We start from the raw sequence: 23,400 nt of genomic DNA on the forward strand, positions 1-23,400 counted from the left end.
CCCCGACGGGGCCGACGACACCCTCTCACCTGCGCGGTGGCGCGTGCGCCACCCGCCCCGTCACCCCGCGTCGAGCGCCAGCAGGTCCTCGGGCGTCTCGCGCCGCACCAGCACCTTGACCGAGCCGTCGCGCACCGACACCACGGCCGGGCGCGTGATCTGGTTGTAGTTGCTGGCCATGCTGCGGCAGTAGGCGCCCGTGCCCGGGACGGCCAGCAGGTCGCCGGCGCTCGCGTCGGCGGGCAGGAACTCGTCCTTGACGACGACGTCACCGCTCTCGCAGTGCTTGCCGACGACCCGGGAGAGCACGCCGGGCGCGCTGGAGCCGCGCGAGGCGAGCGTCGCGGAGTAGTCCGCGTCGTAGAGGGCGGTGCGGATGTTGTCGCTCATGCCGCCGTCGACGGACACGTAGCGCCGGCGCACACCGCCGTCGAGCTCGACGTCCTTGGTCGTGCCCACCTCGTAGAGCGTGAACGTGCTGGGGGCGGCGATGGCACGACCGGGTTCGACCGAGATGCGGGGCACCGCGATGCCCTGCGCCAGGCACTCGCGGGCCACGATCTCGGCGAGGCGGCCGGCGATCTCCTGCGGCGGGAGCGGGTCGTGCTCGGAGGTGTAGGCGACGCCGAAACCACCGCCGAGGTCCATCTCGGGCAGCGTCACGCCGTGCTCGCGCTCCACGGCCCGGTGCAGGCCCAGCAGCCGGCGGGCGGAGACCTCGAAACCGCCCATGTCGAAGATCTGCGAGCCGATGTGGCTGTGCAGGCCCAGCAGCCGCAGCTCGGGGCGGGCCAGCACCTTCGCCACGGCGGCCCCCGCCACCCCGGAGGACAGCGACAGGCCGAACTTCTGGTCCTCGTGCGCGGTGGCGATGTAGGAGTGGGTGTGCGCCTCCACCCCGACCGTGATGCGCAGCATGACGGGCGCCACGACGCCCAGCGAGGCGGCCACGTCGGCGACGACGTCGACCTCCTGCAGGGAGTCGACGACGATCCGGCCCACGCCGGCGCGCAGCGCCTTCTCGATCTCGGCGCGCGACTTGTTGTTGCCGTGCAGGGCGATCCGCTCCCCCGGCACCCCCCCGCGCAGACCGAGCTCCAGCTCGCCGGAGGAGGAGGTGTCCAGGCTCAGGCCGTCCTCGGCGAGCCAGCGGGCCACGCCGGTGGCGATGAACGCCTTGGTCGCGTAGTAGACGTCGGCACCGCCGCACAGCTCGGCGAAGGCGTCGGCGAAGGCGTCGCGGAACGCCACCGCCCGGCCGCGGAAGTCGGCCTCGTCCACCACGTACAGCGGGGTGCCGTGCTCGGCGGCCAGCTGGGCGACCCCCACACCGCCCACGCGCAGGGCCCCGTCGGCGTCGCGCTCGACGGTGCGCGCCCACAGCTTCGGCAGCAGCTCGTTGACGTCGGCCGGCGGGGTGAGCCACGCCGGCACGTAGGCGATGGCCGAGGACCCGGGCGCGTGCAGCTGCCCGGCCTCGTGGGTGCGGGCCACTACATGCGCTCCGGGGCCGAGACGCCCAGCAGCGCCAGGCCGTTGGCCAGCACCTGCCGCGTCGCGTCGTTGACCCACAGCCGGGTGCGGTGCACGTCGGTGACCTCCTCGCCGGCGCGGGGCGTGACCCGGCAGGCGTCGTAGAACTTGTGGAACCGCCCCGCCAGCTCCTCGAGGTAGCGGGCGACGCGGTGCGGCTCGCGCAGCTCACCGGCGCGGGCGACGACGGAGGGGAACTCCGCCAGCGCGGCCAGGAGCAGCGACTCGGTCTCGTCGGTCAGCAGCGAGGGGTCGAAGGCGTCCTCGCGGCGCACCCCGGCTGCCGCGGCGTTGACGGCGACGTTCGCGGTGCGGGCGTGCGCGTACTGGACGTAGTAGACGGGGTTGTCGTTGCTGCGCTTGACCAGCAGGTCCAGGTCGATGTCGATGGAGGTGTCCACCGAGGAGCGCACGAGGGAGTACCGGGCGGCGTCCACGCCGACCTGCTCGACGAGGTCCTCCAGCGTCACGACGGTGCCCGCGCGCTTGCTCATCCGCACCGGCCTGCCGTCCTTGAGCAGGTTGACCATCTGCCCGATGAGGATCTCCAGGTTGCGGCCCGGCTCGTCGCCGAAGGCCGCGCACATCGCCATCATCCGGCCGACGTAGCCGTGGTGGTCGGCGCCGAGCATGAGCACGCAGCGGTCGAAACCGCGCTCGCGCTTGTCGAGGTAGTAGGCCAGGTCGCCGGAGATGTAGGCGGGCTGCCCGTCGCTCTTGAGGACGACGCGGTCCTTGTCGTCGCCGAAGTCGCTGGTGCGCAGCCAGGTCGCGCCGTCGGCCTCGTAGACCCGGCCGAGCTCGCGCAGGCGCGCCACGGCCCGCTCCACGGCGCCGGAGGTGTGCAGGGAGTCCTCGTGGAAGTAGACGTCGAACTCGACGCCGAAGTCCGCCAGGGTCTTCTTGATCTGGCCGAACATCAGCTCGACGCCCTCGCGGCGGAACGTCTCCTGCTGCTGCTCGCGCGGCTGCTCCAGCAGAGCGGGCACCCGCGCCAGGACCTGCTGGGCGATCTCGCCGACGTAGGCGCCGCCGTAGCCGTCCTCGGGGGTGGGCTCGCCGTGCGCCGCGGCCAGCAGCGAGCGGGCGAAGCGGTCGATCTGGGCGCCGTGGTCGTTGAAGTAGTACTCGCGGGTCACCTCGGCGCCGGCGGCGGTGAGGATGCGCGCCAGGGAGTCGCCGACGGCGGCCCAGCGGGTGCCGCCCAGGTGGATGGGGCCGGTGGGGTTGGCCGAGACGAACTCGAGGTTCACCTTCTCGCCGGTGGGCTCGGCCGTCGTGCCGTAGGCGGCGCCGGCCTCGACGACCGCGCGGGCCAGCTCGCCGGCCGCGGCGGCGTCCAGGGTGACGTTGAGGAACCCGGGGCCGGCGATGTCGACGGCCTTCACGCCCGGCACGCGGACCAGCCGCGCGCGCACCAGCTCGGCGACGTCGCGGGGCGCCCGGCCGGCCCTCTTCGCCAGCTGCAGGGCCACGCTGGTCGCCCAGTCGCCGTGGTCGCGGTTCTTGGGGCGCTCCACGCGGACCTCGGCCGGCACGTCGGCGGGGTCGAGGGACAGCTCGCCGGCCTGGACGGCCGACATCAGAGCGTCCCGCAGGGCGGTGGAGAGCTCGGCGGGGGTCACGAGCGACAACCCTACCCGCGGGCCCCCCGCCCCCCGAGCGCACCGGTGGGCCGGAGGGCACCGGTGGTCCGGGGCGGCCGCGGACGCTGGTACGGTTGCTCCTGCTGTCAGCCCCCGTAGCTCAGCGGATAGAGCATCGGCCTCCGGAGCCGTGTGCGCAGGTTCGAGTCCTGCCGGGGGCACCCACCGCACGAGGGCGGCGCACCCACCGGGTGCGCCGCCCTCGTCGTCTCCCCACCCCGCCGGTCCCACCCGCCGGGTGCGGCTCAGCCGGCCGGCAGCGGCGGGTCGAAGGTCTCCGGCAGCCCGCGCAGCGCCCGCGCCATCGCCGCCTCGCCGTCGAACTGGAAACCCAGCTGGGTGGCGTACGCCGCGCACGCGGCGACCTTGGCCTCCAGCTCCCCCTCCCACGGCCGGCGCGGCGCGCCCCGGGGGGGTTGCGCGCCGGGGCGCAGCACGTACGGGGTGTCGGCCCAGCGCGCCAGCGGCAGGCCGCGGTCGCGCGCGAGGGCGTCGACGGCCTCCCGCACGTGCCGGTGGTCGACGTGGTCGCCGAGGGCCTGCGGCCCCAGCAGCAGGTCCACCCCACCCCCGGGTCCCTCCTGCAGGACGTCCTCGAGGGCCTCGCGCACGAGGCGGGGGCAGCCCTCGTCGCCGGCGGCGACGGGGCCGAAGAGCGCCGCGGCGCTGGTGTACCCCCGGTGCGGGGCCTCCAGCAGCGGCAGGTGGCGCCCGCGCACGCCCAGCGCCGCCGTCGCGGCGTCGTCCTCTCCGCGGCGCAGCGCCATGTAGTCCACGTCCGGGGCCAGGCCCTTGTCCGTCTGGCAGGCCAGCGCGAACCCCGTGGGGTCGGGCACGCTGCCGGTGAAGACGGTGACCACGCGCACGTCCGCACCCGCCGCGGCCAGGCCCGCCAGCAGCGCGCCGGCGGAGAACGCGGCGTCGTCCAGGTGCGGTGACACGGCGAGCACGCGGGCCACGCCGGGCAGCGCCGCCCCGGGGGGTGCCGCGCTCACAGCAGGTGCGGGGCGGAGAGGAACCGGCACGCGGTGGCCGGCGCGGGCGGCTCGACGCCCCGGCCGGCGCTGGTGGGCCGCCGCCCGGGCGGCAGCGCGGTCCACGAGGTGTCCGGCTCCGTCCCGGCGAGGCGCTCGTAGACCTCCTCGATGCGCCCGGTCAGCGCGGGCCAGGACCACACCTCGCGCACCTCCGACAGCGCCCGCTGCGCCAGCCGGGGCCCGAGGGCGGGGTCGTCCAGCAGGCGGACCAGCGCCGCGGTCAGGCCGGCGACGTCGCCGACCTCGTGCAGCAGGCCGTTCTCGCCGTCGCGCACGCAGTCCACGACGCCGACGGTGCGGGTGGTCACCACGGGCAGCCCGGCGGCCATCGCCTCCAGGATCGTGTTGGAGAACCCCTCCGACTGCGTCGGGGAGACGAACACGTCGGCCTCGCGGTAGACGGCGGGTGCGGCGTCGTAGGGCACGTACCCGCGCTGCTCCACCGCGCCGTCCAGGCCCAGCTCGGCGACGAGGCCGGCGACCGCGGTGACGTCGGGGCCGATGCCGGAGACGAGCAGCCGCACGTCGCGCCCGTCGGCGCGCAGCGCGGCCAGGGCGTGCAGCAGGTCCAGCACGCCCTTGCGGCGGTCGACGCGGCCGTGGAAGAGCAGCCGCACCGGGCGCCCGGTCGGCAGGACGCCGACCGCGGCCCCCTCGGCCGGGGAGAACGCGGTCGTGTCGGTGGCCCCGCCGACGAGGGTGAACCTCCCCGGGTCGGTCCCGTGGTGCTCGACGACCTCGTCGGCGAAGGTGCGCGAGCCGATGAGGACGGCGTCGGCACGGTCCAGGACGGTGCGGATGCCGGCGGAGTGCTCCGGGCAGCACAGGCCCACCCAGTGCCCGTCGCCGCCCTGCACGCTGACCACCGACGGCACGCCGAGCTGCGCGGACGCCTGCAGCACCGCCTCGCCGGTGGGCCAGGCGTACTGGGCGTGCAGCAGGTCGAAGGGCTCATCGGCGTGCAGGCGCAGCACCGTGTCGCGCATCGTGGCGACGTCGGCGGCGAAGTCGGCGGGCAGGCCCTCGGCGACGCGCTGCTCGCCGAGCGCTTCCAGGCCGATCGCGCGCACCCCGGCGGGCACCCGGTCGGCGGGGGGCGGGCCGCCGCCGTAGACGGCGCTGCCGGCGGGGTCGCCGCGGAACTGCGAGACGAGGACGACCTCGTGCCCGCGGGCGGTCAGCTCGGTGAGCAGCTTCTCGGCGTACACGCTCATCCCGGACACCGCCGGCCAGTACCGGCGGCTGACGAAGCAGATCCTCACGCGTCCCACCCCTTCGCCCGGGCCACGGCGGCGGCGTGCAGGGCCGGTTCGCGGTACAGCGGGTACAGCTCGCCCAGCACGCGGTCGACCGCGGCGCGGTCCAGCCACGCAGGGCCGCCCAGGCGCTCGCGCGCGGCGGCGGTCAGGTGCACGGGCGCGGCGCCGGCGGGCACGCCCGGCTCCCCCGGCGCGCCCAGGCCCGCGATCCCGTGCAGGCCGGTGCGCCCGTCGCCGCGGGCGAGCAGGTCGGTCACGCCGCGCTCCCCGATGCGGCCGTAGCTCATGATCTCCACCTCCAGCCCGGGGACGACGACGCGCGCGACGGCGACGCCGTCGCGCGAGCAGTCCAGGACCAGGACGTCGAGACCCCGCTCGCGCAGCAGGCCCACGAGGTGCTGCGCGAGCGCCTCCTGCTCGTCGGCGCCGGCGGGCGCGGACCAGGTGGGCAGGGAGTCGAAGCGGACGCGGGAGCGCTCGGCGAGCACGACGGGCTCCAGCAGCGCGCGCAGCTGCGCGGCGTCCATGCCCAGCCAGCGCAGCATCCCGCGCAGCGCCCGTTCCTCCTGGGTGGCGGGGTCCGCGGTGTAGCGGTCCAGGTACCCGGGCGGGCTGATCGCCGCCACGGCGTCCAGCGAGCCGTGGGTGAACGCCTTGCGCGAGCGCGCGGCGGCGAACTCCAGCACGGCCTTGCGCAGCGCGACCTCCCGGTCGGGGTGGGCGGCCTCGCCCGCGGCCGTCACCATCACCGGCTGCAGGGGGTCGTCGTCGGCGCCGACGACGGTGACGTTGACGATCCCCCACCAGTCGTTCGCCAGCTTCGGCACCACCCGGACGCCCTGGGCGCGCAGCTTCGCCAGCGCCTCGCGGGTGGCGGGGTCGCGCACCTGCTCGTCGCCCGGCCCCAGGTCGAGGACGACGCCGGTGTCCATCGCGCGGAACCGGGTGCCGTTGCCGTCGCGCTGGAGGAGTTCGCCGATGCCGTGGGCGACGGCGCGGTGCAGGGTGTCGCCGGCACCGAGGCCGTTGCCGTGCCGGGTGACCAGGCGCGGCAGGTCGTCGACCAGGCCGGGCGGCAGTTCCTCGGCGTCGCGCAGGACCACGTCGGCGGGGACCCACACGCGCTCGCCCGTGCCGTGCCGCTGCAGGGGGAGCCAGTTCAGGACGGCGCCGGGCTCGTAGGGGGCGCCGGCGTCCAGGCACAGCGCGGGCGGGTCCACGACGGCGTCGGTGCCGAACTCGGCCACCAGCGCCGCACGGGGGGCGCGGCGGTGCTCCAGGGTGGCGATCCGCTCGCGCAGCAGGCCCAGCTCGGCCGACTCCCCCCAGCTGGAGCGCCGGGCGTCGGCGTCGGTGCCGCCGTACCCGTGCCCGGCGGCCGCCGACCCGCCCGGGCCGGCGGGGGCGATCGTCCACCAGGACGGCACACCCACGGTGTCCAGCCGGTAGGTGGGGAACTCGTACCTGTCCCGCGTGCCCAGCACGTCCCGAAAGCGCGTGGTCGCGGCGTGCTCGGCCACGTCGTCGACGGGGTGGTCGACGACGAGGGGGTGGGGGGTGGGGGCGCTCACGCGATGACCGCCTTCGCGGGTCCGAGGACGTCCATCGGGACCGGTGCCGCCGACGGGGGGTGCGCGAGCATGTGGTCCACCAGGGCCAGCACGTGCCGCGTGGTGACGCCGGTGGCGAACTCGAACGGGCTGAACACCGTCTCGAACTCCAGCGCGCCGACGGTCTCGCGCATCCGCCGCAGCTCGGCGCGCGAGAGCGGGATCTGCGCGTGGAACGCCTTGTGGGCGCTGAGCGCAGCGGCGCTGCCGTCGGGGTTGAGGTCGATCTTCAGGGAGTCGCCGCAGAACAGCAGCCCACGGCCGGCGTCGTGCAGGACGCTGTGTCCGGGGAAGTGCCCGCCGGTGCGGTGCAGGGAGATGCCGGGGGCCAGTTGCAGGTGGTCGTCGGCCGGGTACGTCACGCGGAACGCCTTGGTCCACACCAGGTCGTCCACCCCGACGGCGACGACCGGCGGGTCCAGCTCGTCCTGCAACTGCCACAGGCCGCCGAACCCGTGCACGTGGCTGGACGCCAGCACCCGCAGGCCGCCGCGGCGGCGCAGCTCGGCCAGCGCGGCGGCGGAGTACCAGGGCGCGGCCTCGAAACCGAGCAGGCCGTCGACGGTGTCCAGGACCCAGCCGTGCGAGCCGAGCCCGACCACGGGGTCGCACCAGAACTCCGTGACGCCGGGGACGGCCTCGCGCCAGGAGGTCTCGACGAGGTCGTCGACCTCCCGCTCGGTGCGGAAGGCGAACCCCTCCTCGGGCAGTTCGTTGCGCACGTCCGCGCACACCGGGCACAGCGGGGGCGCGGTGTGCGCGAACCAGCGCTGCCAGTGCCCGCAGTTCGTGCAGGAGTACGCGCGGTGGCTGCGGTGCGCCCGGGTGGGCAGCGGCGCGAGCTCGCCGGCGCGGACGCCGCGCAGTTCGTGGGAGTCGTTCGGGCCGGTCATCGTTCAGGCCTCCTGCGCGGTGAGGACGGGGTCGGGCCGGGTGCCGGGGACCCCGGCGCCGAGGGCGTCGTGCAGCAGGTGCAGCAGCCGCAGGTCGCGGGCCATCGGGAACGGCCAGCGCGCCGGGTCGGCCAGTGCCTCCTCCACCGCGCGCACCTGCGCGGCGAACGGCGACGTCGCGGTGTCGAACTCCACGGGCGAGGACTCCCCCGTGCCGGCGTCGATGAGTTCCAGCGTCCCGCCGGCGGTCTGCCCCATGGTGTTCGTCGCCACCAGCTGACCGCGGGTCCCGACGACCTCCAGGCGCCGCCGCGGCAGCGTCTCGACGGTGTTGAAGGAGTTCGCGATGGTGACGAGCACGCCGGAGCCCGTGCTGCCCACCAGGATCGAGCCGTCATCGACGGCGTAGTCGTGCACGCGGCGCTGCACGTGGGTGGTGGCGACCTCGACGTCCTCGCCGAGCAGCGCCCCCACCAGGTCCAGGCCGTGCGGGGCCAGGTCGACGTAGGCGCCGCCGCCGGCGCGGACGGGGTCGACGCGCCAGTTGTCCCCGGTGGTGCTGCCCGGCGGGGCCCATCCCGGCGGCAGCCAGCAGCCGTAGACGATGCGCACGCTCGTCACGGTGCCGAGGGTGCCGGCCGCCACGACCTCGGCGATCCGCCGGTGCGCGGGGTGGAACCGCTGGTCGAACGCGGTGGCCGCGAGGACGCCGGCCCGCTCGCAGGCGGTGACCAGGGCGGCGGCGTCGTCGAGCGCGGCGGCGAGGGGCTTCTCGCACAGCACGGCCAGCCCGGCGTCCGCGGCGGCCTCGGCCACCTCGCGGTGGGCGTGGTTCGGGGTGGCGACGTAGGCGGCGCGCGCACCGGGGGTGCGGAACGCGGTCGTCAGGTCGTCGTGCGCGACGGCTCCGGGGAACCGCTGCGCCAGGGCGCGCGCGGCGCCGAGGTCGCGGTCCACGACCGCGACGACGCGGCTGGTGGGCGAGGCGGCCAGGGCGGGGGCCATGTGGTCGCGAGCCACCCAGCCGGCACCGGCGATCACCCACCCGGTGCTCGGGGGGCCGGTCGGGTTCTCGAGGTTCGTCACGGTTCTCCGTCGGTCTCGGGAGTCGGGGTTCAGCGCACGGGGATCCCGGCGGCGGCCAGCACGCCGAGCTGGAACTCCTGCACCGGTCCGGGGTGGACGATGTCGAGGTCGTCCAGCGCCTGGGCGGCGGTGAAGGCGGCGGCACGGGCGTGGTGGTGCACCTGCAGGACGCGGTCCAGGACGTCGGCCGTGTTGAAGACGCGCCCGATCGACGTCCCGGTGGTCTCCCGCTGCGGCAGCAGCTCCCGCAGCCGGGTGGCCAGCGCGTCCGGCAACTGGGCCATCGACCGCTCCTCGAGCACGGCCAGGACGCGCTGGTGGTGCTCACCGAGGAGCACCTCACCGCCGAAACCCGCGTCGGGCAGGTCCCCGTTGGGCAGGTGGTGGGCCAGGGCGACCAGGAACGCCTCGCCGCGGCCGACGCCGTGGCGGCCGGCGACGAGCGCGGAGTAGACGGCGGTGACGAAGCAGTGGTCGCCGTGGCTCTCCGGGGGTTCCACCACCACCCTCGGCCGCACGGGGTGGGTGGCACCCGCGCGGGGCTGGTGCACCAGGGCCTGCACGAACGCCGGCACGCGGGGCAGGGCGCCGGTGTCGAGCGGGTCCGGGTCGAGCGCCGCGCGCACGTCGGCCAGGTCGCCCAGCCCGCCGTCGGCGGTGGAGGTCACCGCGTCGAACGCGCGCTGCAGCACGTCGAGCCGCTCGCTGCGCGACAGGCCGGCCAGTTCCAGGACGGAGGCGTCCACGCCGGCCAGGCGGGCGGCCGCCAGGGCGTGCGCGGTCTCGCGCAGGGCGAGCTGTTCCACGGCGGCCGGCGAGGGGTCGGCCAGGACCGCCCGCCAGGAGCGCACGAACGCGCGGTCGGCGAGGGAACCCGGTTCGCGGGCGTCGCGCAGGCGTTTGAGGTCGGCGACCTCGCGGTAGACCTGCAGCGAGGACGGGGGGACGACCGGTCCGCCGGCAGTGGAGCCGGGGAAACCGGTGGAGCCCGCGGGAGCGGCGGTGCCGGTCACGCGGGACGGCCCAGGGCGGCGCACGGCAGGGTCAGCAGCACGGCGCCAGCCTGCCGCCCGCCGTCGGCCGGCGCACCCCGAACCCCCGTGAGGACCGTCACGCGCCCACGACGTCCCTCCACGCACCGCGACACTCCTCCGGGGCGCGCGTCGCGCGGGTTCCTGACAGTCTGCGAAACGGTCCCTTTCCCGGGCCGCCCCGCGCCTGTCCCACGACCACGAGGAGTCCCCAGGTGCATTCCACCCCCCATCCCCGCGAGTCGAGCACCCGGCTCGCCTACAACGCCAACGGCCTGCGCTCGGTCCCGCTGGACGAGGCCGTGCGGGTGCTGGCCGACACCGGCTACAACGGGATCGAACTGTCGCTGAACGGGCAGCACGTCGACCCGTGGGCGTTCTCGCCGGCGGACGCGGACCGCCTGCACCGGGTTCTAGAAGAAACCGGCCTGGTGGCGTGCAGCCTCGCCACCGGCGACCCGCACCTGCTCAGCGAACTGCCGTTCGAACCGGCCCTGGTCGACCCCGACCCGGCCGAACGCGCGCGCCGGCTGGACCTGCTGTGCCGCGGGGTGCGCATCGGCGTGCGCGTCGGCGTTCCCCTCGTCGTGTTCTCCACCGGCAGCCGGCACCCCGCCGTGGACGCCGCCGAGGCCGACCGCTGGCTGGACGAGGGGATCGCCGTCCTGCTGGACACCCTGCACGCCGAGCTCGACGCCGCGGGCCTGCCCCGCGGGCGCACCGTGCTGGGGATCGAGCCGGAGCCGGGTTTCCACTGCCAGACCAACGCCGAGGTCGCCGCGGTGATCGACCGCACCGGCAGTGGCGACCTGTGGCTCAGCCAGGACCTCGGCCACGCCGTCGTCGTCGAGGACGACCCGATCGGGTCGCTGGAACGCCACCTGCCGATCACGCGGCACCTGCAGGTGGAGGACATCGCGGACCGGGTGCACGCCCACCTCGTGCCCGGCGACGGCGACGTCGACTTCGCAGCGGTGGGCCGGGTCCTGGGCACCGACGGGCTGGACGGCTGGATCAGCGTCGAGCTCTACGACCACGACCCGGTGCACCGCGAGGCGGCCCGGCGCAGCCGCGAGCACCTCATCCGGTTCCTGCCCTCGCTGTCGCGCACGGTGGACCTGAGCGCCGCCGAGCGCGTCGGCCAGGCCGCGCGCGGCTGACCGGGCCGCGGGACGGGAGCCCGGGGAGGCCCCGCGAACTTCCGGCGGACCCGTGGTGAACCCTCGGGGAAACCGCGGGAAACCCGCGGGGAACCCGGGAGGGTCCGCCGGGGCCTCACCGCGTCCGCGCGGACAGCCCGTCCCCGTCGACGCGCACCCCGAACTCGCGCCGCAGCGCCCGCCGGGCGGCGTGCACCCCGGCCATGCCGTGCACGCCCGCCGAGGGGGGCGTCGCCGAGGAGCACAGGTACGTGGCCGGGGCAGGCGCCGGCAGCGGCACGCGGTACGGGTCCCAGCGCGGCACCGGCCGGAACAGCAGCTGCCACGGCGTCACCGCACCGCCGGAGACGTCGCCCCGCACGAGGTTCGGGTTCTCCGTCTCCAGCTGCGCCGCGGTCACGGTGCGCCGGGCGAGCACCCGGTCCCCGAACCCCGGCGCGAACCGCTCCACCTGGGCCTGCACGGCGTCCCCCACGTCGACGGTCGACCCCAGGGGCACGTGCGCGTAGGTCCACAGCACCTGGTGCGCCCCCGGGGCCCGCGAGCGGTCCAGCACCGAGGGCTGCGACAGCAGCACGTACGGGCGCGCGGCGTGCCGGCCGGCGGCGACCGCGCGCTCGGCGGCCACCAGCTCGGCGCGGGTGCCGCCGACGTGGACGGTGCCCGCGCGCTCCAGACCCGGCGCCGCCCAGGGCACCGGTCCGTCGAGGGCGAAGTGGACCGGTGCGGCCGCGGCGCGGTGCCGCCACCGGCGCAGCCACGCCGCGTAGCCGCCGGGCAGACGGCCCCCCGCCAGGCGCAGCAGGCCGCGGGGGACCACGTCGAGCAGCACCGCGCGCGCCGGCGGCAGCTCGCGCAGGTCCCCCACCTCCACCCCGGTGCGCACGGAACCGCCGAGCCGGACCACCTCCGCGGCCAGGGCGTCGGAGATCGCCTGCGAGCCCCCGCGCGGGACCGGCCAGCCGACGGCGTGCGCGAGGGTCGCCAGCAGCAGCCCGGCCCCGGCCGGACCGGGGGCCCGCGGCGGGGCGACCGCGTGCGCGGCCGCACCGGTCAGCAGCGCGGCGGCGGCGTCGGTGCGGAACCTCGCGCCCCAGGCGGGCCCGCCCTGCTCCAGCACCGCCAGGCCCAGGCGGGCGGCCGCGGCCAGCTCCCCCGCCGAGCGCGGCGGGGTGCGCAGGTCGCCCAGTGCCAGGGCGACGACCTCGCGCCAGCGGTCCACCAGGGGCCCCAGCAGCCCGCGCCAGGCACGACCGTCGGGGCCCAGGCCCTCGGCGGTGGCGTCCAGGTCCCGCAGCGCCAGGGCGGCCCGGCCGCCGTCGAGGGGGTGGCCGTAGGCGACGTCGGGCTGCAGCAGCTCCACGCCGTGCGCGGGCAGGTCGAAGGCGCGGAAGAACGGCGAGGCCAGCGCCATGGGGTGCACGGCGGAGCCGAGGTCGTGGGCGAAGCCGGGGAGGGTGAGCTCGGCGGTGCGCGCCCCGCCGCCGACGGCGGGGTTGCGCTCCAGCACCTCCACCCGCAGGCCCGCCCGGGCCAGCACGACGGCGGCGGCCAGCCCGTTGGGCCCGGCCCCCACCACGACGGCGTCCACGGCTGCGCTCACCCCGCGACCCTGGCACGAGCCCGCCGCTGGTGCCCGTCCCCGCGGCGGGACCACGACGGGACCACGACGGGACCACGACGGGACCACGATGGGGACGGGGCAGGATGGCGGGGTGGAACTGCGGGACGCGGTGGCGGTGGCCGAGGAGCTGCTCGCCGAGCACGGGCTGGACGGCTGGACGGTGGTGCTGGACCGGGCGCGCACCCGCGCGGGGGTCTGCCGGGAGGACCGCCGGCAGATCGGGCTGAGCGCCCCGCTGACGTTCCTGCACTCACCGGCCGAGGTGCGCGACACCGTCCTGCACGAGATCGCCCACGCCCTGGTGGGGACCCGGCACGGGCACGACGCCGTGTGGCGCGCCGCCGCCCGCCGCATCGGCTGCTCGGGCGCCCGCACGACGTCGGCGCCCCGGCCGCCCGGGCGCTGGCGCGGGGTGTGCCCCGCCGGGCACGCCGTGACCCGGCACCGGCGCCCGGCGCGGCTGGTCGCCTGCGGGGCGTGCGCACGGGGCTTCTCCCCCGAGCACCTGCTGACCTGGCACCTCGACGGCCGGGAGGTGCCGGTGACCGAGATGGGGGACCGGTACCGCGCCGACCACCGCGCCCTGCGCGCCGGCCTGCTGGGCGCCCCCGGGCCGGCCGGGGCCCCTCCCGCACCGCCCCTGCCGGTCGGGACGGCCGTGCGCCTGCTGGGCACGGGCCGCTACGCCGGGCTGTCCGGCCGCGTGCTGCGCCGGGCCCGCACCCGCTACCACGTGCAGACGGCCGCCGGGGTCCTCACCGCACCGTTCACCGCCGTGGAACCGCTGGCCTGACCGCGCCCGGGGCGCCCCTCACGGCCGGCACAGCAGCTCGCCGTGCACCATCGCCGTCCACCCGTCCGGGTCGGCGGCCCAGTCCCGCCAGGCGGCCGCCGCAGCGGTGACGTCCTCCTCGCTGAACCCGTTGCGGCGCAGGCGGTCGGTCAGCTCGGAGTTCTCGGTGCGCTCGGCCCACGTCCCGCCCCACCAGGCGCGGTCCTCCGCGGTGGCGAACACCCACACCGACGCCGACGGGACGACCTCGGAGAAGCCCGCGGCACGCGCCAGCGCGAGCAGGCGGGCGCCGGCATCGGGGTCGCCGCCCGCGGCCCGGGCGGTGGCGCGGTACCCGGACAGCCACGACCGCAGGCCGGGCGAGGTGGGGTGCCAGTGCACGGTGGCGTAGTCGGCGTCGCGCACCGCGACCGTCCCGCCGGGCCGGCAGACGCGGCGCATCTCGCGCAGCGCGGCGACGGGGTCGGGGAGGTGCTGCAGTACCTGGTGGGCGTGCACGACGTCGAACTCCCCGTCGGCGAAGGGCAGGGCGTGCGCGTCGGCGACCGTCAGCTCGACGTGGACGCCGCGCCCGGCGGCCGCGCTGCGGGCGGCCTGCAGGACCTCGGCGGAGGAGTCGACGCCGACGACGCGGCCCGGGGCGACGTGGGCGGCGAGGTCGGCCGTCAGCGTGCCGACGCCGCAGCCGACGTCGAGCAGCGAAGCGCCGGGGCGTAGCCGCGGCAGCAGATGGGTGGCGGAGTTGGCGACGGTGCGGCGGCCGTGCGAGCGGCGGACCGCGGGGGCGTAGCCGTGCACGTACCCGGGGTCGGGGGTGGGGGTGGTCACGGCGGCAGCGTTCCGCGAGAACCCACCCGTCGTCCACCATCTGATACGCGCGTCTCAATTGATGAGATGCATCACCGGCCGGCGACCACCACCCGGACCGCCTCCCGCGCCGCCCGCGAAGCCCCCACCGTGGACGCCGAGGGCCCGTAGCCCACCAGGTGCAGGCGCGGCTCCCGCACCGCGCGGGTGCCGTCCACGAGGACGCCGCCGCCCGGCTCGCGCAACCGCAACGGGCGCAGGTGGTCCAGCGCCGGTCGGAAACCCGTCGCCCACAGGATCGCGTCGGCGGCCACCTCCGAGCCGTCCGCCCAGCGCACGCCGTGCGGCAGCACCCGCGAGAACACGGGGCGGCGGTCCAGCACCCCCGCGGCCCGCAGCGCGGCGACCTCCGGGGTCAGGACCAGCCCGGTCGCCGACACCACGCTGCCGGGGGGCAGGCCCGCCGCCACCCGCCCGGCCACTTCCGCCACCGCGGCCCGGCGGGCCCGCACGTCCAGCGCGCCCGCCGCGTCGGGCGCGCGGAACACCGGCTCGCGCCGCGTCACCCACGTCGTCGTCGCCACCCGGCACAGCTCCGCCAGGTGCTGCACCGCGGAGATCCCACCCCCCACCACCACGACGTGCTGCCCGGCGAACTCCCCCGGGCCGCGGTAGTCCGCCGTGTGCAGCTGCCGGCCGCGGAAGGTCCCCACCCCCGGGTAGAACGGGCGGAACGGGCGCGTCCACGTGCCCGTGGCGCTGACCACGGCGCGCGCCGCGTACCGGGCGCGGTCTGTGACGACGAGCAGCCGGGGACCGGCCGGCCGCACCTGGCGCACCCGCTCCGGCCGGCGCACCGGCCGGCCCAGGACCTCCTCGTAGGCGGCGAAGTACGCAGGCACCACCTCGTGCGCGGGCGCGCGCGGGTCCACGGGTCCCAGCGCCTCGCGCATCGACAACCCCGGCAGGTCGTGCACCCCGTTGACGCGGTCCATCGTCAGCGACGGCCAGCGGTGCCGCCACGCCCCGCCCGGCCCGTCCGCCGCGTCCACGACGACGAACCCGCGCCCCGGCTCCAGCCCGGCGCGCAGCAGGTGGTGGGCGGTGGCCAGCCCGCCCTGGCCGGCGCCCACGACGACGACGTCGACGGCCGCGAGGGCAGCGCTCACCCGCGACCCCGCCGCCCGGCGGCGGCCGCCGCCCCCCGCGTCCCCGGTCGCGTCACAGTCCGTGATCGTAGGGTCAGCGGGACCGCGCGTCGCGGCGCACGGCGGCGCTCGTGCGGGCGGTCGGCTCGGCCGCCAGCGGGTCCTCGGGCCAGGGGTGCTTGGGGTAGCGGCCGCGGTTCTCCGCCCTCACCCCGGGGTAACCGTTGCGCCAGAAGGACTCCAGGTCAGCGGTGACCGCCAGGGGCCGGCCCGCCGGGGACAGCAGGTGCACCACGACCGCCACCCGCCCGCCGGCCACGCGCGGCCCCGAGCGCCACCCGAAGGCCTCCTGCAGCTTCAGCGCCAGCACCGGCGCGGCCGGGTCGGCGTAGTCGAGGGCGGCGCGCCTGCCGCTGGGCACGACCACCGCCTCCGGCGCCAGCTCCTCCAGGCGCGCCGCGACCTCCCACGGCAGGGTGCGGCGCAGGGCCGCCGCCACGTCCAGGCGCGCCAGGTCCGCGCGCGAGCGCACCGCCGCCAGCTGCGGCCCCAGCCAGCCGCCCGGGTCCGCGGCCAGCGCCCGGTCGCCGAGGTCCGGCCACGGCTCGCCCAGCGCGGCGCGGCAGCAGGCGACGCGCTGCCGCAGCGAGCGCGCCGCAGCGCTCCAGCGCAGCAGCCCCAACCCCTCGCGGCGCAGGCCCTCGGCCACGGCCGCGGCGACCGCCTCCGGCGGCGGGTCCGGCAGCGGGCGCGCGGACAGCTCCAGCTCCCCCAGCCGCTCCACGCGGCGGGCCACGACGTCCCCGTCGCGCCAGAGCACCTCGTCGGCCACGACGGGCGCCACGACCGTGCGGGCCAGGTCCTCCTCCAGCGGCGCGGCGGCGCGCACCCGGGCGGAGGCGCGGCCGGGTGCGCGGTCGGCGACGGCCACCGCGACCCACTGCGCACCCTCCAGCGCCGAGCCCGGGCCCGGCTCGAAGCGGGTGCCGCCCACCGAGGCCCACCCCGCGCCGCGGCGGTGCGCCACGCGCTCGGGGAAGGCCAGCGCGGTCACCAGCCCCGCGGCCAGGTCGTCGGGCAGCTCTCCGCCGCCCTCCCCCGCGCCCGCGGGCACGGCCGCGCGCAGCCGTCGCGCCTCCCGGCGCCACTGCTCCGCGCCCGGCAGCCGCCCCGCGCGCACCGCGCGCCAGGTCGCGGCCAGGTCGTCGTCGCGCCCGCGCACGTCCTCCCCCACGAGCGCGACCACCTCGGCGGCGCGGGCGGCGCCGACCAGCGGGGCACCGTCCAGCAGGGCCCGCGCCAGGCGGGGGTGGGCGCCCACGGCCGCGGCCGCGCGGCCGGCGGGCGTGACCGCGCCCGCGGCGTCCAGCAGGCCCAGGCGCACCAGCGAGGCGCGCGCGGCCGCGAGCGGACCCGCCGGCGGCGCGTCCAGCAGGGGCAGGTCGACGACCTCGCCCCAGCAGGCCGCCAGCAGGGCGAAGGAGGCGAGGTCACCGGTGGCGATCTCGGGCGCCGGATCGGGCACCAGCAGGGCGTGCTCGGCGGCCGACCAGGCGCGCAGCACCGTGCCGGGCGCCTCGCGGGCGGCGCGGCCGGCGCGCTGCTCGGCGCCGGCGCGCGAGACCCGCACCGTGTCCAGCCCGGACAGGCCGCGGGCGTGGTCCACCCGCGGCACGCGCGCCAGTCCCGCGTCGACGACCACGCGCACCCCGGGCACCGTCAAGCTCGACTCGGCGACGGCGGTGGCCAGCACCACGCGGCGCCGCGGGCCGGGGCGCAGCGCCGCGTCCTGCTCCCGGGCGCCGTGCCCGCCGGTGAGCACGGCCACGTCCACGCCGGGCAGGTGCAGGCGCCGCTGCACGGCGGCGACCTCCCCCGCGCCGGGGAGGAAGGCGAGCACGTCGCCGTCCAGCTCGGCGACGGCCCGCTGCACGAGGCCGGCCACGTGCTCCAGCAGCGCGGGGTCCACCCGCAGGCCCTCCGGCGGGCGCACCGGGCGCGACGGCGGGCACCAGCGCACCTGCAACGGGTGCACGGGCGCCGTGGCCGTCACCACCGGGGCGGGGGCACCCGGCCCCCCACCCAGGACGGCGGCCAGCCGGTCGGCGGCGAGCGTCGCCGAGGCCGCGACCAGGCGCAGGTCCTCGCGCAGAAGCCGGCGCGCCTGCACGCAGAAGGCCAGCGCCAGGTCCAGGTCCAGCTGGCGCTCGTGGACCTCGTCGAGCAGGACCGCCGACACCCCCGGCAGGTCCTCGGCGGCCAGCAGCCGGCGCAGCAGCAGGCCCGTGGTGACGACCTCCACGCGCGTGCCCGGACCGGTGCGCCGCTCCCCGCGCACGGCGTAGCCGACGGTCCCGCCCACCTCCTCGCCCAGCAGCGCGGCCATGCGGGCGGCAGCGGCGCGGGCGGCGACCCGCCGGGGCTCGGCGACCAGGACGCGCCCGGGCAGGGCGTCGGCGAGGGCCAGCGGCACCAGGGTCGTCTTGCCGGTGCCCGGCGGGGCCTGCAGCACCGCGGCACCGGCGTGGGCGAGCGCGGCCAGGAGGTCGGGCACGACCGTGCCGACGGGCAGGGTGGCGAGCAGTCCGGGCGGCAGCACGGGCGCCAGTGTCCCCGGCGGCCGCCGCCCGCCGGCACCGGGCGCCGAACGCGCCGCCGGCCCCGGCGCGCGGGGGCGCACCGGGGCCGGCTCGACCGGACGGTCAGGCGGTCAGGCGGTGGGGGTGGCACCGCCACGGCCGCGTCCACCGCGGCGACGGCGACGGCGCGAGGCCTCCCCGGTGCTGCCACCGGTGGTCCCGCCGGTGGCCTGCTGCGCGGGCCGCCGGCTCTGCTGGCGGGCCTGCGGCTGAGCCTGCTGGCGCGGCTGCTTCGGAGCGCGCTGCGGCTGCGGCGGCGCCGTGGGCACCGGGGAGGAGTCCGGGTCCACCCACGCCGCGCGCGGGCCCACGAGCCGGTCGACGAGGTCGGCACCGGTGCGGGTGTCCGTCCAGCGCGGCGAGATCCCCGCCTGGCGGGCCAGGGTGCGCACGTCGGCGCGCTGGTCGGGGGTGGCGACGGTGACGACGAGACCCTCGGCGCCGGCGCGCGCGGTGCGCCCCGAGCGGTGCAGGTACGCCTTGTGCTCGGTGGGCGGGTCCACGTGCACGACCAGGCCGACCTCGTCGACGTGGATGCCGCGCGCGGCGATGTCGGTGGCCACCAGCACGCGCACCGAGCCCTCGGAGAAGGCGCCGAGGTTGCGCTCGCGGGCGTTCTGGCTGAGGTTCCCGTGCAGGTCCACGGCCGGCGTGCCGGCGGCGGTGAGCTGCTTGGCGAGCTTCTTGGCGCCGTGCTTGGTGCGCGTGAACAGCACGGTGCGGCCCTGGCCGGAGGCCAGCTCGCGCACCAGCGCGGCCTTGCCGTCCGCGGAGACCTCCAGCACGTGGTGCTCCATGGTGGACACCGGCGCCACGGCCGGGTCCACCGAGTGCGTCACCGGCTGCGACAGGTAGCGCTTGACGAGCACGTCGACGCCGTTGTCCAGCGTCGCGGAGAACAGCAGTCGCTGCCCGCCGGCGGGGGTGGTGTCCAGCAGCCGCTTGACGCCGGGCAGGAAGCCGAGGTCGGCCATGTGGTCGGCCTCGTCCAGGACGGTGACCTCCACCGCGTCCAGGCGGCAGTGCCCCTGGCGGATGAGGTCCTCCAGCCGACCCGGGCAGGCGATGAGGACGTCGACGCCCTCGCGCAGCGCGCTGACCTGCGGGTTCTGACCCACGCCGCCGAAGACGACGGCGGTGCGCAGCCCCACGGCCTTCGCCAGGGGCGTGACCGTGGCGGCGACCTGGTTGGCCAGCTCGCGGGTGGGCACCAGCACCAGGGCCCGGGGCCTGGTGGTGCGCCGGGGCGTGCCGGAGGCGGCGAGCCGCGCCACCAGCGGCAGCGCGAAGGCGATGGTCTTGCCGCTGCCGGTGCGGCCGCGGCCCAGCACGTCGCGCCCGGCCAGGGAGTCGGGCAGGGTCGCGGACTGGATCGGGAAGGGCGCGGTGACCCCGGTGCCGGCGAGGACCTCCACCAGGGGGGCGGGCACGCCCAGCTCGGCGAAGGAGCGCTCGTCGGCGACCTGGCCGGCGGGCGGGGCGGCGGGCGGGGCGGCGGCCTCGACGGCCTGCGGGTCGGCCGGAGCGGTGGTGGCGTCGGTGCGGGGGGCGGGGACGCCCCCGCCGCGGGCGCGGCGGCGGGGCGGGCGCTGGCCAGGGACGGACGAGGTGGACGTGCGGGTGCCGCTGGGCGCGGAGGGGTTCAACGGGTGCCTCTCGGGACGACGGGGATCGGCCGTGGTGCCCGACCGCACCCGCCCGGGCGCCGTGGCGCCGCGCGAGGGACCTGCGCGCCGCGGCGCCTGCCGGGGACACCGGGGCACCGCGCGCTGAACACTCGACCGCGGGCACGCCGACGGCGTCCCGCTCCGTCCAGGGTAACGGCCCGGGGCGTCGCGTTCTTCCCCGGTCCTCCCCGGCGGCGCCCGCTCACCCTGCTCCACCCGCACCCGCACCGGCGCGGTCACGGCCGGGGTGGGCGGCGGTGACGCGCACCTCCCTGACCGCACCGGTGATGACAGGCTAACCTCACCTGTCGTGGCACCCGCGACGAGCCCACCCACGGCCACGGCCGTCCCCCCCGTCGGCACCCCGGCCCGGCGCACCGGCCGCACCCGGCGGACCACCGCCCTGCTGCTGTCCTTCGCCGTCCTGGCGGCGGCCGTCCTGGCCAGCCTCGCCGTCGGCTCGCGCGACGTCCCGCTGGGCACGGTCCTGGACGCCCTGCGCGGCACCACGGACTCCCAGGACGCCCTCGTGGTGCGCGAGCTGCGCGTGCCGCGGACCCTGCTGGGCATCGCGGTCGGGGCCGCGCTGGGGCTGGCCGGTGCGCTCATGCAGGCCCTGACGCGCAACCCGCTGGCCGACCCCGGGCTGCTGGGCGTGAACTCCGGCGCCGCAGCGGCCATGGTCACCGCCGTGGGGGTGTTCGGGCTCAGCTCGCGCCTCAGCGTCGTGTGGGCCGCCATGCTGGGCGCCGCCGTGGTCGCGGTCGTCGTGTACGTGCTCGGCTCGGCCGGGCGCGGCGGCGCCACACCGGTGCGCCTGGCCCTGGCCGGCACCGCCGTCAGCGCCGCCCTGGGCGCCTACACCACCGCGCAGGTGCTGCTGGACCAGGGCACCTTCGACCGCTTCCGCTTCTGGCAGGTCGGCTCCCTCGCCGGGCACGACCTGGACGTCTTCCGGCAGATGCTGCCGTTCTTCGCCGTGGGCACCGCCCTGGCGCTGTCGCAGGCGCGCTCGCTGAACGCCCTGGCCCTGGGCGTGGACTCCGGCCGCGCGCTGGGCGTGCGCGTGGGGCGCACCCGCGTGGTGACGGCGCTGGCCGTGACGCTGCTGTGCGGGGCGGCCACCGCCGCCGCCGGCCCCATCTGGTTCCTCGGCCTGGCCGTGCCGCACGTGGTCCGGGCCCTGACCGGCCCGGACCAGCGCTGGGTCCTGCCCCTGTCCCTCGTCCTGGCGCCGGCGCTGCTGCTGCTGGGCGACGTCCTCGGCCGGGTCGTGGTCCGCCCCGGCGAACTGGAGGTCAGCATCGTGACCGCGCTGCTCGGCGCCCCCGTCCTCGTCGCCCTGGTCCGCCGGCGTCGGCTGGCGCAGCTGTGAGCGCCCCCGCCCCCCCGCGCGCGACCGCCCCGCCGCTGTCCGCGCCCGAGGCCCGCGTCGCCGCCCGCGCCCGCCGCGGCCGCACCCTGCGCCTGGGCCGCCGCGGCGCGGTCAGCCTGCGCGTGGAGGGCCGCAGCCTCGCGGTGTGCCTGGTGATCACCGCGGTGGTCGCGGCGGTGTCCGCGCTGAGCCTGACCACCGGCGACTACCCGATCGGCGTGCCCGGGGTGCTGCGCGCCCTCGTCGGCCGCGGCGAGGGCGCCGACGAGTTCATCGTGCTGGGGCTGCGGCTGCCGCGGCTGGTCACCGGACTGCTGGTGGGTGTCGCCCTCGGCGTGGCCGGGGCCGTCTTCCAGCTCGTCACCCGCAACCCGCTGGGCAGTCCCGACGTCATCGGCTTCACCCACGGCGCCGTCAGCGGCGCGCTGCTCGTCATGCTCGTCCTGGGCGGCAGCGGCATCGACGTGGCCGTCGGCGCCGTCGCCGGCGGGTTCGCCAGCGCCCTGCTCGTCTACCTGCTCTCCCGCGGCGGCGGCGGCGTGCAGGGCTACCGCCTCATCCTCGTCGGCATCGGCACGAGCGCCGCGCTGCAGGCGGTGAACAACTACCTGCTCACCCGCGCCGAGGTGGAGGAGGCGCAGGCGGCGCAGGTGTGGATCACCGGCAGCCTCAACGGCCGCGGGTGGGAACAGGCCGCCCCCCTGGGCGCCGGACTGCTGGTGCTGCTGCCCGCCCTGCTGCTGACGAGCCGGGCGCTGGGGATGCTGGACCTCGGCGACGACGCCGCCCGCGCCCTGGGCGTGCGGGTGGACCGCGTGCGGGTGGGCGTGCTCCTGGCCGCCGTGACCGCCACCGCGCTGGCCGCGATGGCCGCCGGGCCCGTGGCGTTCGTGGCACTGGCCGCCCCGCAGGTGGCCCGCCGCCTCACCGGGACGGTCGGCCCCGGCCTGGTGGCCGCGGGCCTGACGGGCGCGCTGCTCGTCGTGGTCAGCGACTTCGCCGCCCAGCGGGTGTTCGCCCCCACCCAGCTGCCCGTGGGCGTCGTCACCGGCGCCGTGGGCGGCCTCTACCTGGCGTACCTGCTCGTCGGGCAGTGGCGCCGCGGGCGCGGCTGACCACCCGCGGCGAGGGGCCGCGGGCACGACCGGGACGGACGACCGCAACGACGACCGCGACGACGACGAGGAACGGCTGAGCAGTGGCGAAGGACGCGCGCACCACCACCGGGGCCGGCCCCGGGACCCCCGGCGGCAACCGCCTGCGCGGGGAGGACCTGACCCTCGCCTACGGCGACCGCACCATCGCCACCGGCCTGGGCGTCGACGTGCCCGACGGCTCCTTCACCGTCGTGATCGGCCCCAACGCCTGCGGCAAGTCCACCCTGCTGCGCGCGCTGGCTCGGATGCTCACCCCCGATCGGGGCCACGTCTACCTCGACGGCTCCGTCATCCAGTCGCTGCCCTCCAAGGAGGTGGCCCGCCGCCTGGGGCTGCTGCCGCAGTCGGCGACGGCCCCGGACGGCATCACCGTCGCCGACCTGGTGGCCCGCGGGCGCTTCCCGCACCAGAAGCTGCTGCGGCAGTGGACCCGCGACGACGAGCGCGCGGTGGACGCGGCGATGGCCGCCACCCGGGTGCTGGAGCTCGCCGAGCGCGGTGTCGACGAGCTGTCCGGCGGGCAGCGCCAGCGCGTGTGGATCGCCATGGCCCTGGCCCAGGAGACGCCGCTGCTGCTGCTGGACGAGCCGACCACCTACCTGGACATCGCCCACCAGATCGAGGTCCTCGACCTGTGCGCGCAGCTGCACGAGGAGCAGGGCCGCACCCTCGTGGCGGTGCTGCACGACCTGAACCACGCCTGCCGCTACGCCACCCACCTCGTGGCCCTGAAGGAGGGGCGGGTCGTCGCCGAGGGCGAGCCCTCGGCGATCGTCACCGCCGAGCTCGTCGAGGAGGTCTTCGGCCTGCCCTGCGTGGTCGTCCCCGACCCCGAGACGGGCACCCCGCTGGTGGTGCCGCGGGCGCGCGCGGGCCGCGGGCCGCGGGCCGTCGCGGTCTGAGCCCCGGCACGGTCCGGGGCGCGAGGGGGGTGG

Annotated in this window: 18 protein-coding genes and 1 tRNA gene; 6 read left to right on the plus strand and 13 right to left on the minus strand. The window is 77.7% G+C overall.

What is annotated here, in order from left to right; genetic code table 11:
• Nucleotides 1–60: 60 nt before the first annotated feature.
• On the minus strand, nt 61–1,494 hold the full coding sequence (lysA, locus tag ACRYR8_RS08045; RefSeq protein ID WP_432483867.1) for a diaminopimelate decarboxylase: 1,434 nt from the start codon (nt 1,492–1,494) through the stop codon (nt 61–63).
• Complete coding sequence (argS, locus tag ACRYR8_RS08050; RefSeq protein WP_432483869.1) at nt 1,494–3,158, minus strand: arginine--tRNA ligase; 1,665 nt, start codon at nt 3,156–3,158, stop codon at nt 1,494–1,496. The genes lysA and argS overlap by 1 nt, the downstream gene beginning before the upstream one ends.
• 110 nt (nt 3,159–3,268) lie before the next feature.
• Between argS and ACRYR8_RS08055 the strand changes: the two genes are divergently transcribed.
• Nucleotides 3,269–3,340 (plus strand) — tRNA-Arg (locus ACRYR8_RS08055).
• Between the two features lie 84 nt (nt 3,341–3,424).
• Here ACRYR8_RS08055 and ACRYR8_RS08060 read toward each other — a convergent pair.
• From ACRYR8_RS08060 to ACRYR8_RS08085, 6 genes are read right to left on the minus strand one after another with little or no spacing between them, the layout of a single operon-like run.
• Nucleotides 3,425–4,174, minus strand: a complete 750-nt coding sequence (locus ACRYR8_RS08060; RefSeq protein ID WP_432483870.1) for a PIG-L deacetylase family protein — start codon at nt 4,172–4,174, stop codon at nt 3,425–3,427.
• A complete protein-coding gene (locus ACRYR8_RS08065; protein ID WP_432483871.1) occupies nt 4,171–5,478 on the minus strand; it encodes a glycosyltransferase family 4 protein in 1,308 nt (435 codons plus the stop codon). The genes ACRYR8_RS08060 and ACRYR8_RS08065 overlap by 4 nt, the downstream gene beginning before the upstream one ends.
• Nucleotides 5,475–7,046, minus strand: a complete 1,572-nt coding sequence (locus ACRYR8_RS08070) for a YcaO-like family protein (RefSeq protein WP_432483872.1) — start codon at nt 7,044–7,046, stop codon at nt 5,475–5,477. Before ACRYR8_RS08070 ends, ACRYR8_RS08065 begins: the two co-directional genes overlap by 4 nt.
• Nucleotides 7,043–7,978, minus strand: coding sequence for an MBL fold metallo-hydrolase (locus ACRYR8_RS08075; RefSeq protein WP_432483874.1), 936 nt, complete (start codon nt 7,976–7,978; stop codon nt 7,043–7,045). Before ACRYR8_RS08075 ends, ACRYR8_RS08070 begins: the two co-directional genes overlap by 4 nt.
• A gap of 3 nt (nt 7,979–7,981) precedes the next feature.
• Complete coding sequence (locus tag ACRYR8_RS08080; protein ID WP_432483876.1) at nt 7,982–9,064, minus strand: Gfo/Idh/MocA family protein; 1,083 nt, start codon at nt 9,062–9,064, stop codon at nt 7,982–7,984.
• A 29-nt stretch (nt 9,065–9,093) separates the two neighbouring features.
• Entirely contained in the window at nt 9,094–10,077 is a 984-nt protein-coding gene (locus tag ACRYR8_RS08085; protein WP_432483878.1) for an HD domain-containing protein, read from the minus strand.
• 233 nt (nt 10,078–10,310) lie between these two features.
• Here ACRYR8_RS08085 and ACRYR8_RS08090 point away from each other — a divergent pair, with 233 nt between their 5' ends.
• Entirely contained in the window at nt 10,311–11,255 is a 945-nt protein-coding gene (locus ACRYR8_RS08090) for a sugar phosphate isomerase/epimerase family protein (protein WP_432483880.1), read from the plus strand.
• Nucleotides 11,256–11,370: 115 nt separating this feature from the next.
• Here the strand turns inward: ACRYR8_RS08090 and ACRYR8_RS08095 are convergent, their stop codons facing one another.
• Entirely contained in the window at nt 11,371–12,858 is a 1,488-nt protein-coding gene (locus ACRYR8_RS08095) for a phytoene desaturase family protein (RefSeq protein WP_432483881.1), read from the minus strand.
• Between the two features lie 112 nt (nt 12,859–12,970).
• Here ACRYR8_RS08095 and ACRYR8_RS08100 point away from each other — a divergent pair, with 112 nt between their 5' ends.
• Nucleotides 12,971–13,672 (plus strand): SprT-like domain-containing protein, encoded by a 702-nt coding sequence (locus ACRYR8_RS08100; RefSeq protein ID WP_432483882.1) that lies wholly within the window; start codon nt 12,971–12,973, stop codon nt 13,670–13,672.
• Between the two features lie 18 nt (nt 13,673–13,690).
• On the opposite strand, the gene ACRYR8_RS08105 is transcribed toward ACRYR8_RS08100, so the two are convergent.
• From ACRYR8_RS08105 to ACRYR8_RS08120, 4 genes are all read right to left on the minus strand, one after another.
• Nucleotides 13,691–14,500 (minus strand): class I SAM-dependent methyltransferase, encoded by an 810-nt coding sequence (locus ACRYR8_RS08105; protein ID WP_432483883.1) that lies wholly within the window; start codon nt 14,498–14,500, stop codon nt 13,691–13,693.
• Between the two features lie 71 nt (nt 14,501–14,571).
• On the minus strand, nt 14,572–15,648 hold the full coding sequence (locus ACRYR8_RS08110) for an NAD(P)-binding domain-containing protein (RefSeq protein WP_432483884.1): 1,077 nt from the start codon (nt 15,646–15,648) through the stop codon (nt 14,572–14,574).
• Nucleotides 15,649–15,721: 73 nt separating this feature from the next.
• Nucleotides 15,722–18,226, minus strand: a complete 2,505-nt coding sequence (gene hrpB / locus ACRYR8_RS08115; protein WP_432483885.1) for an ATP-dependent helicase HrpB — start codon at nt 18,224–18,226, stop codon at nt 15,722–15,724.
• Nucleotides 18,227–18,337: 111 nt separating this feature from the next.
• Nucleotides 18,338–19,912, minus strand: a complete 1,575-nt coding sequence (locus ACRYR8_RS08120; RefSeq protein ID WP_432483886.1) for a DEAD/DEAH box helicase — start codon at nt 19,910–19,912, stop codon at nt 18,338–18,340.
• 331 nt (nt 19,913–20,243) lie between these two features.
• Between ACRYR8_RS08120 and ACRYR8_RS08125 the strand changes: the two genes are divergently transcribed.
• The 3 genes from ACRYR8_RS08125 (at nt 20,244) to ACRYR8_RS08135 (ending at nt 23,367) form a co-directional block, all read left to right on the plus strand.
• Nucleotides 20,244–21,308: a FecCD family ABC transporter permease gene (locus tag ACRYR8_RS08125; RefSeq protein ID WP_432483887.1), complete on the plus strand. Its 1,065-nt coding sequence runs from the start codon at nt 20,244–20,246 to the stop codon at nt 21,306–21,308.
• On the plus strand, nt 21,305–22,423 hold the full coding sequence (locus ACRYR8_RS08130; protein ID WP_432483888.1) for a FecCD family ABC transporter permease: 1,119 nt from the start codon (nt 21,305–21,307) through the stop codon (nt 22,421–22,423). Before ACRYR8_RS08125 ends, ACRYR8_RS08130 begins: the two co-directional genes overlap by 4 nt.
• An 83-nt stretch (nt 22,424–22,506) precedes the next feature.
• On the plus strand, nt 22,507–23,367 hold the full coding sequence (locus ACRYR8_RS08135) for an ABC transporter ATP-binding protein (protein WP_432483889.1): 861 nt from the start codon (nt 22,507–22,509) through the stop codon (nt 23,365–23,367).
• The last annotated feature ends 33 nt before the right edge of the window (nt 23,368–23,400 follow it).

The sequence above is a fragment of the Kineococcus esterisolvens genome, assembly GCF_050871405.1.
Taxonomy (GTDB): domain Bacteria; phylum Actinomycetota; class Actinomycetes; order Actinomycetales; family Kineococcaceae; genus Kineococcus.

What these genes read in the sequence shown, in the direction of transcription:
- ACRYR8_RS08075 (WP_432483874.1), bottom strand. Translation starts at nt 7,978, where the DNA reads ATGACCGGCCCGAACGACTCCCACGAACTGCGCGGCGTCCGCGCCGGC.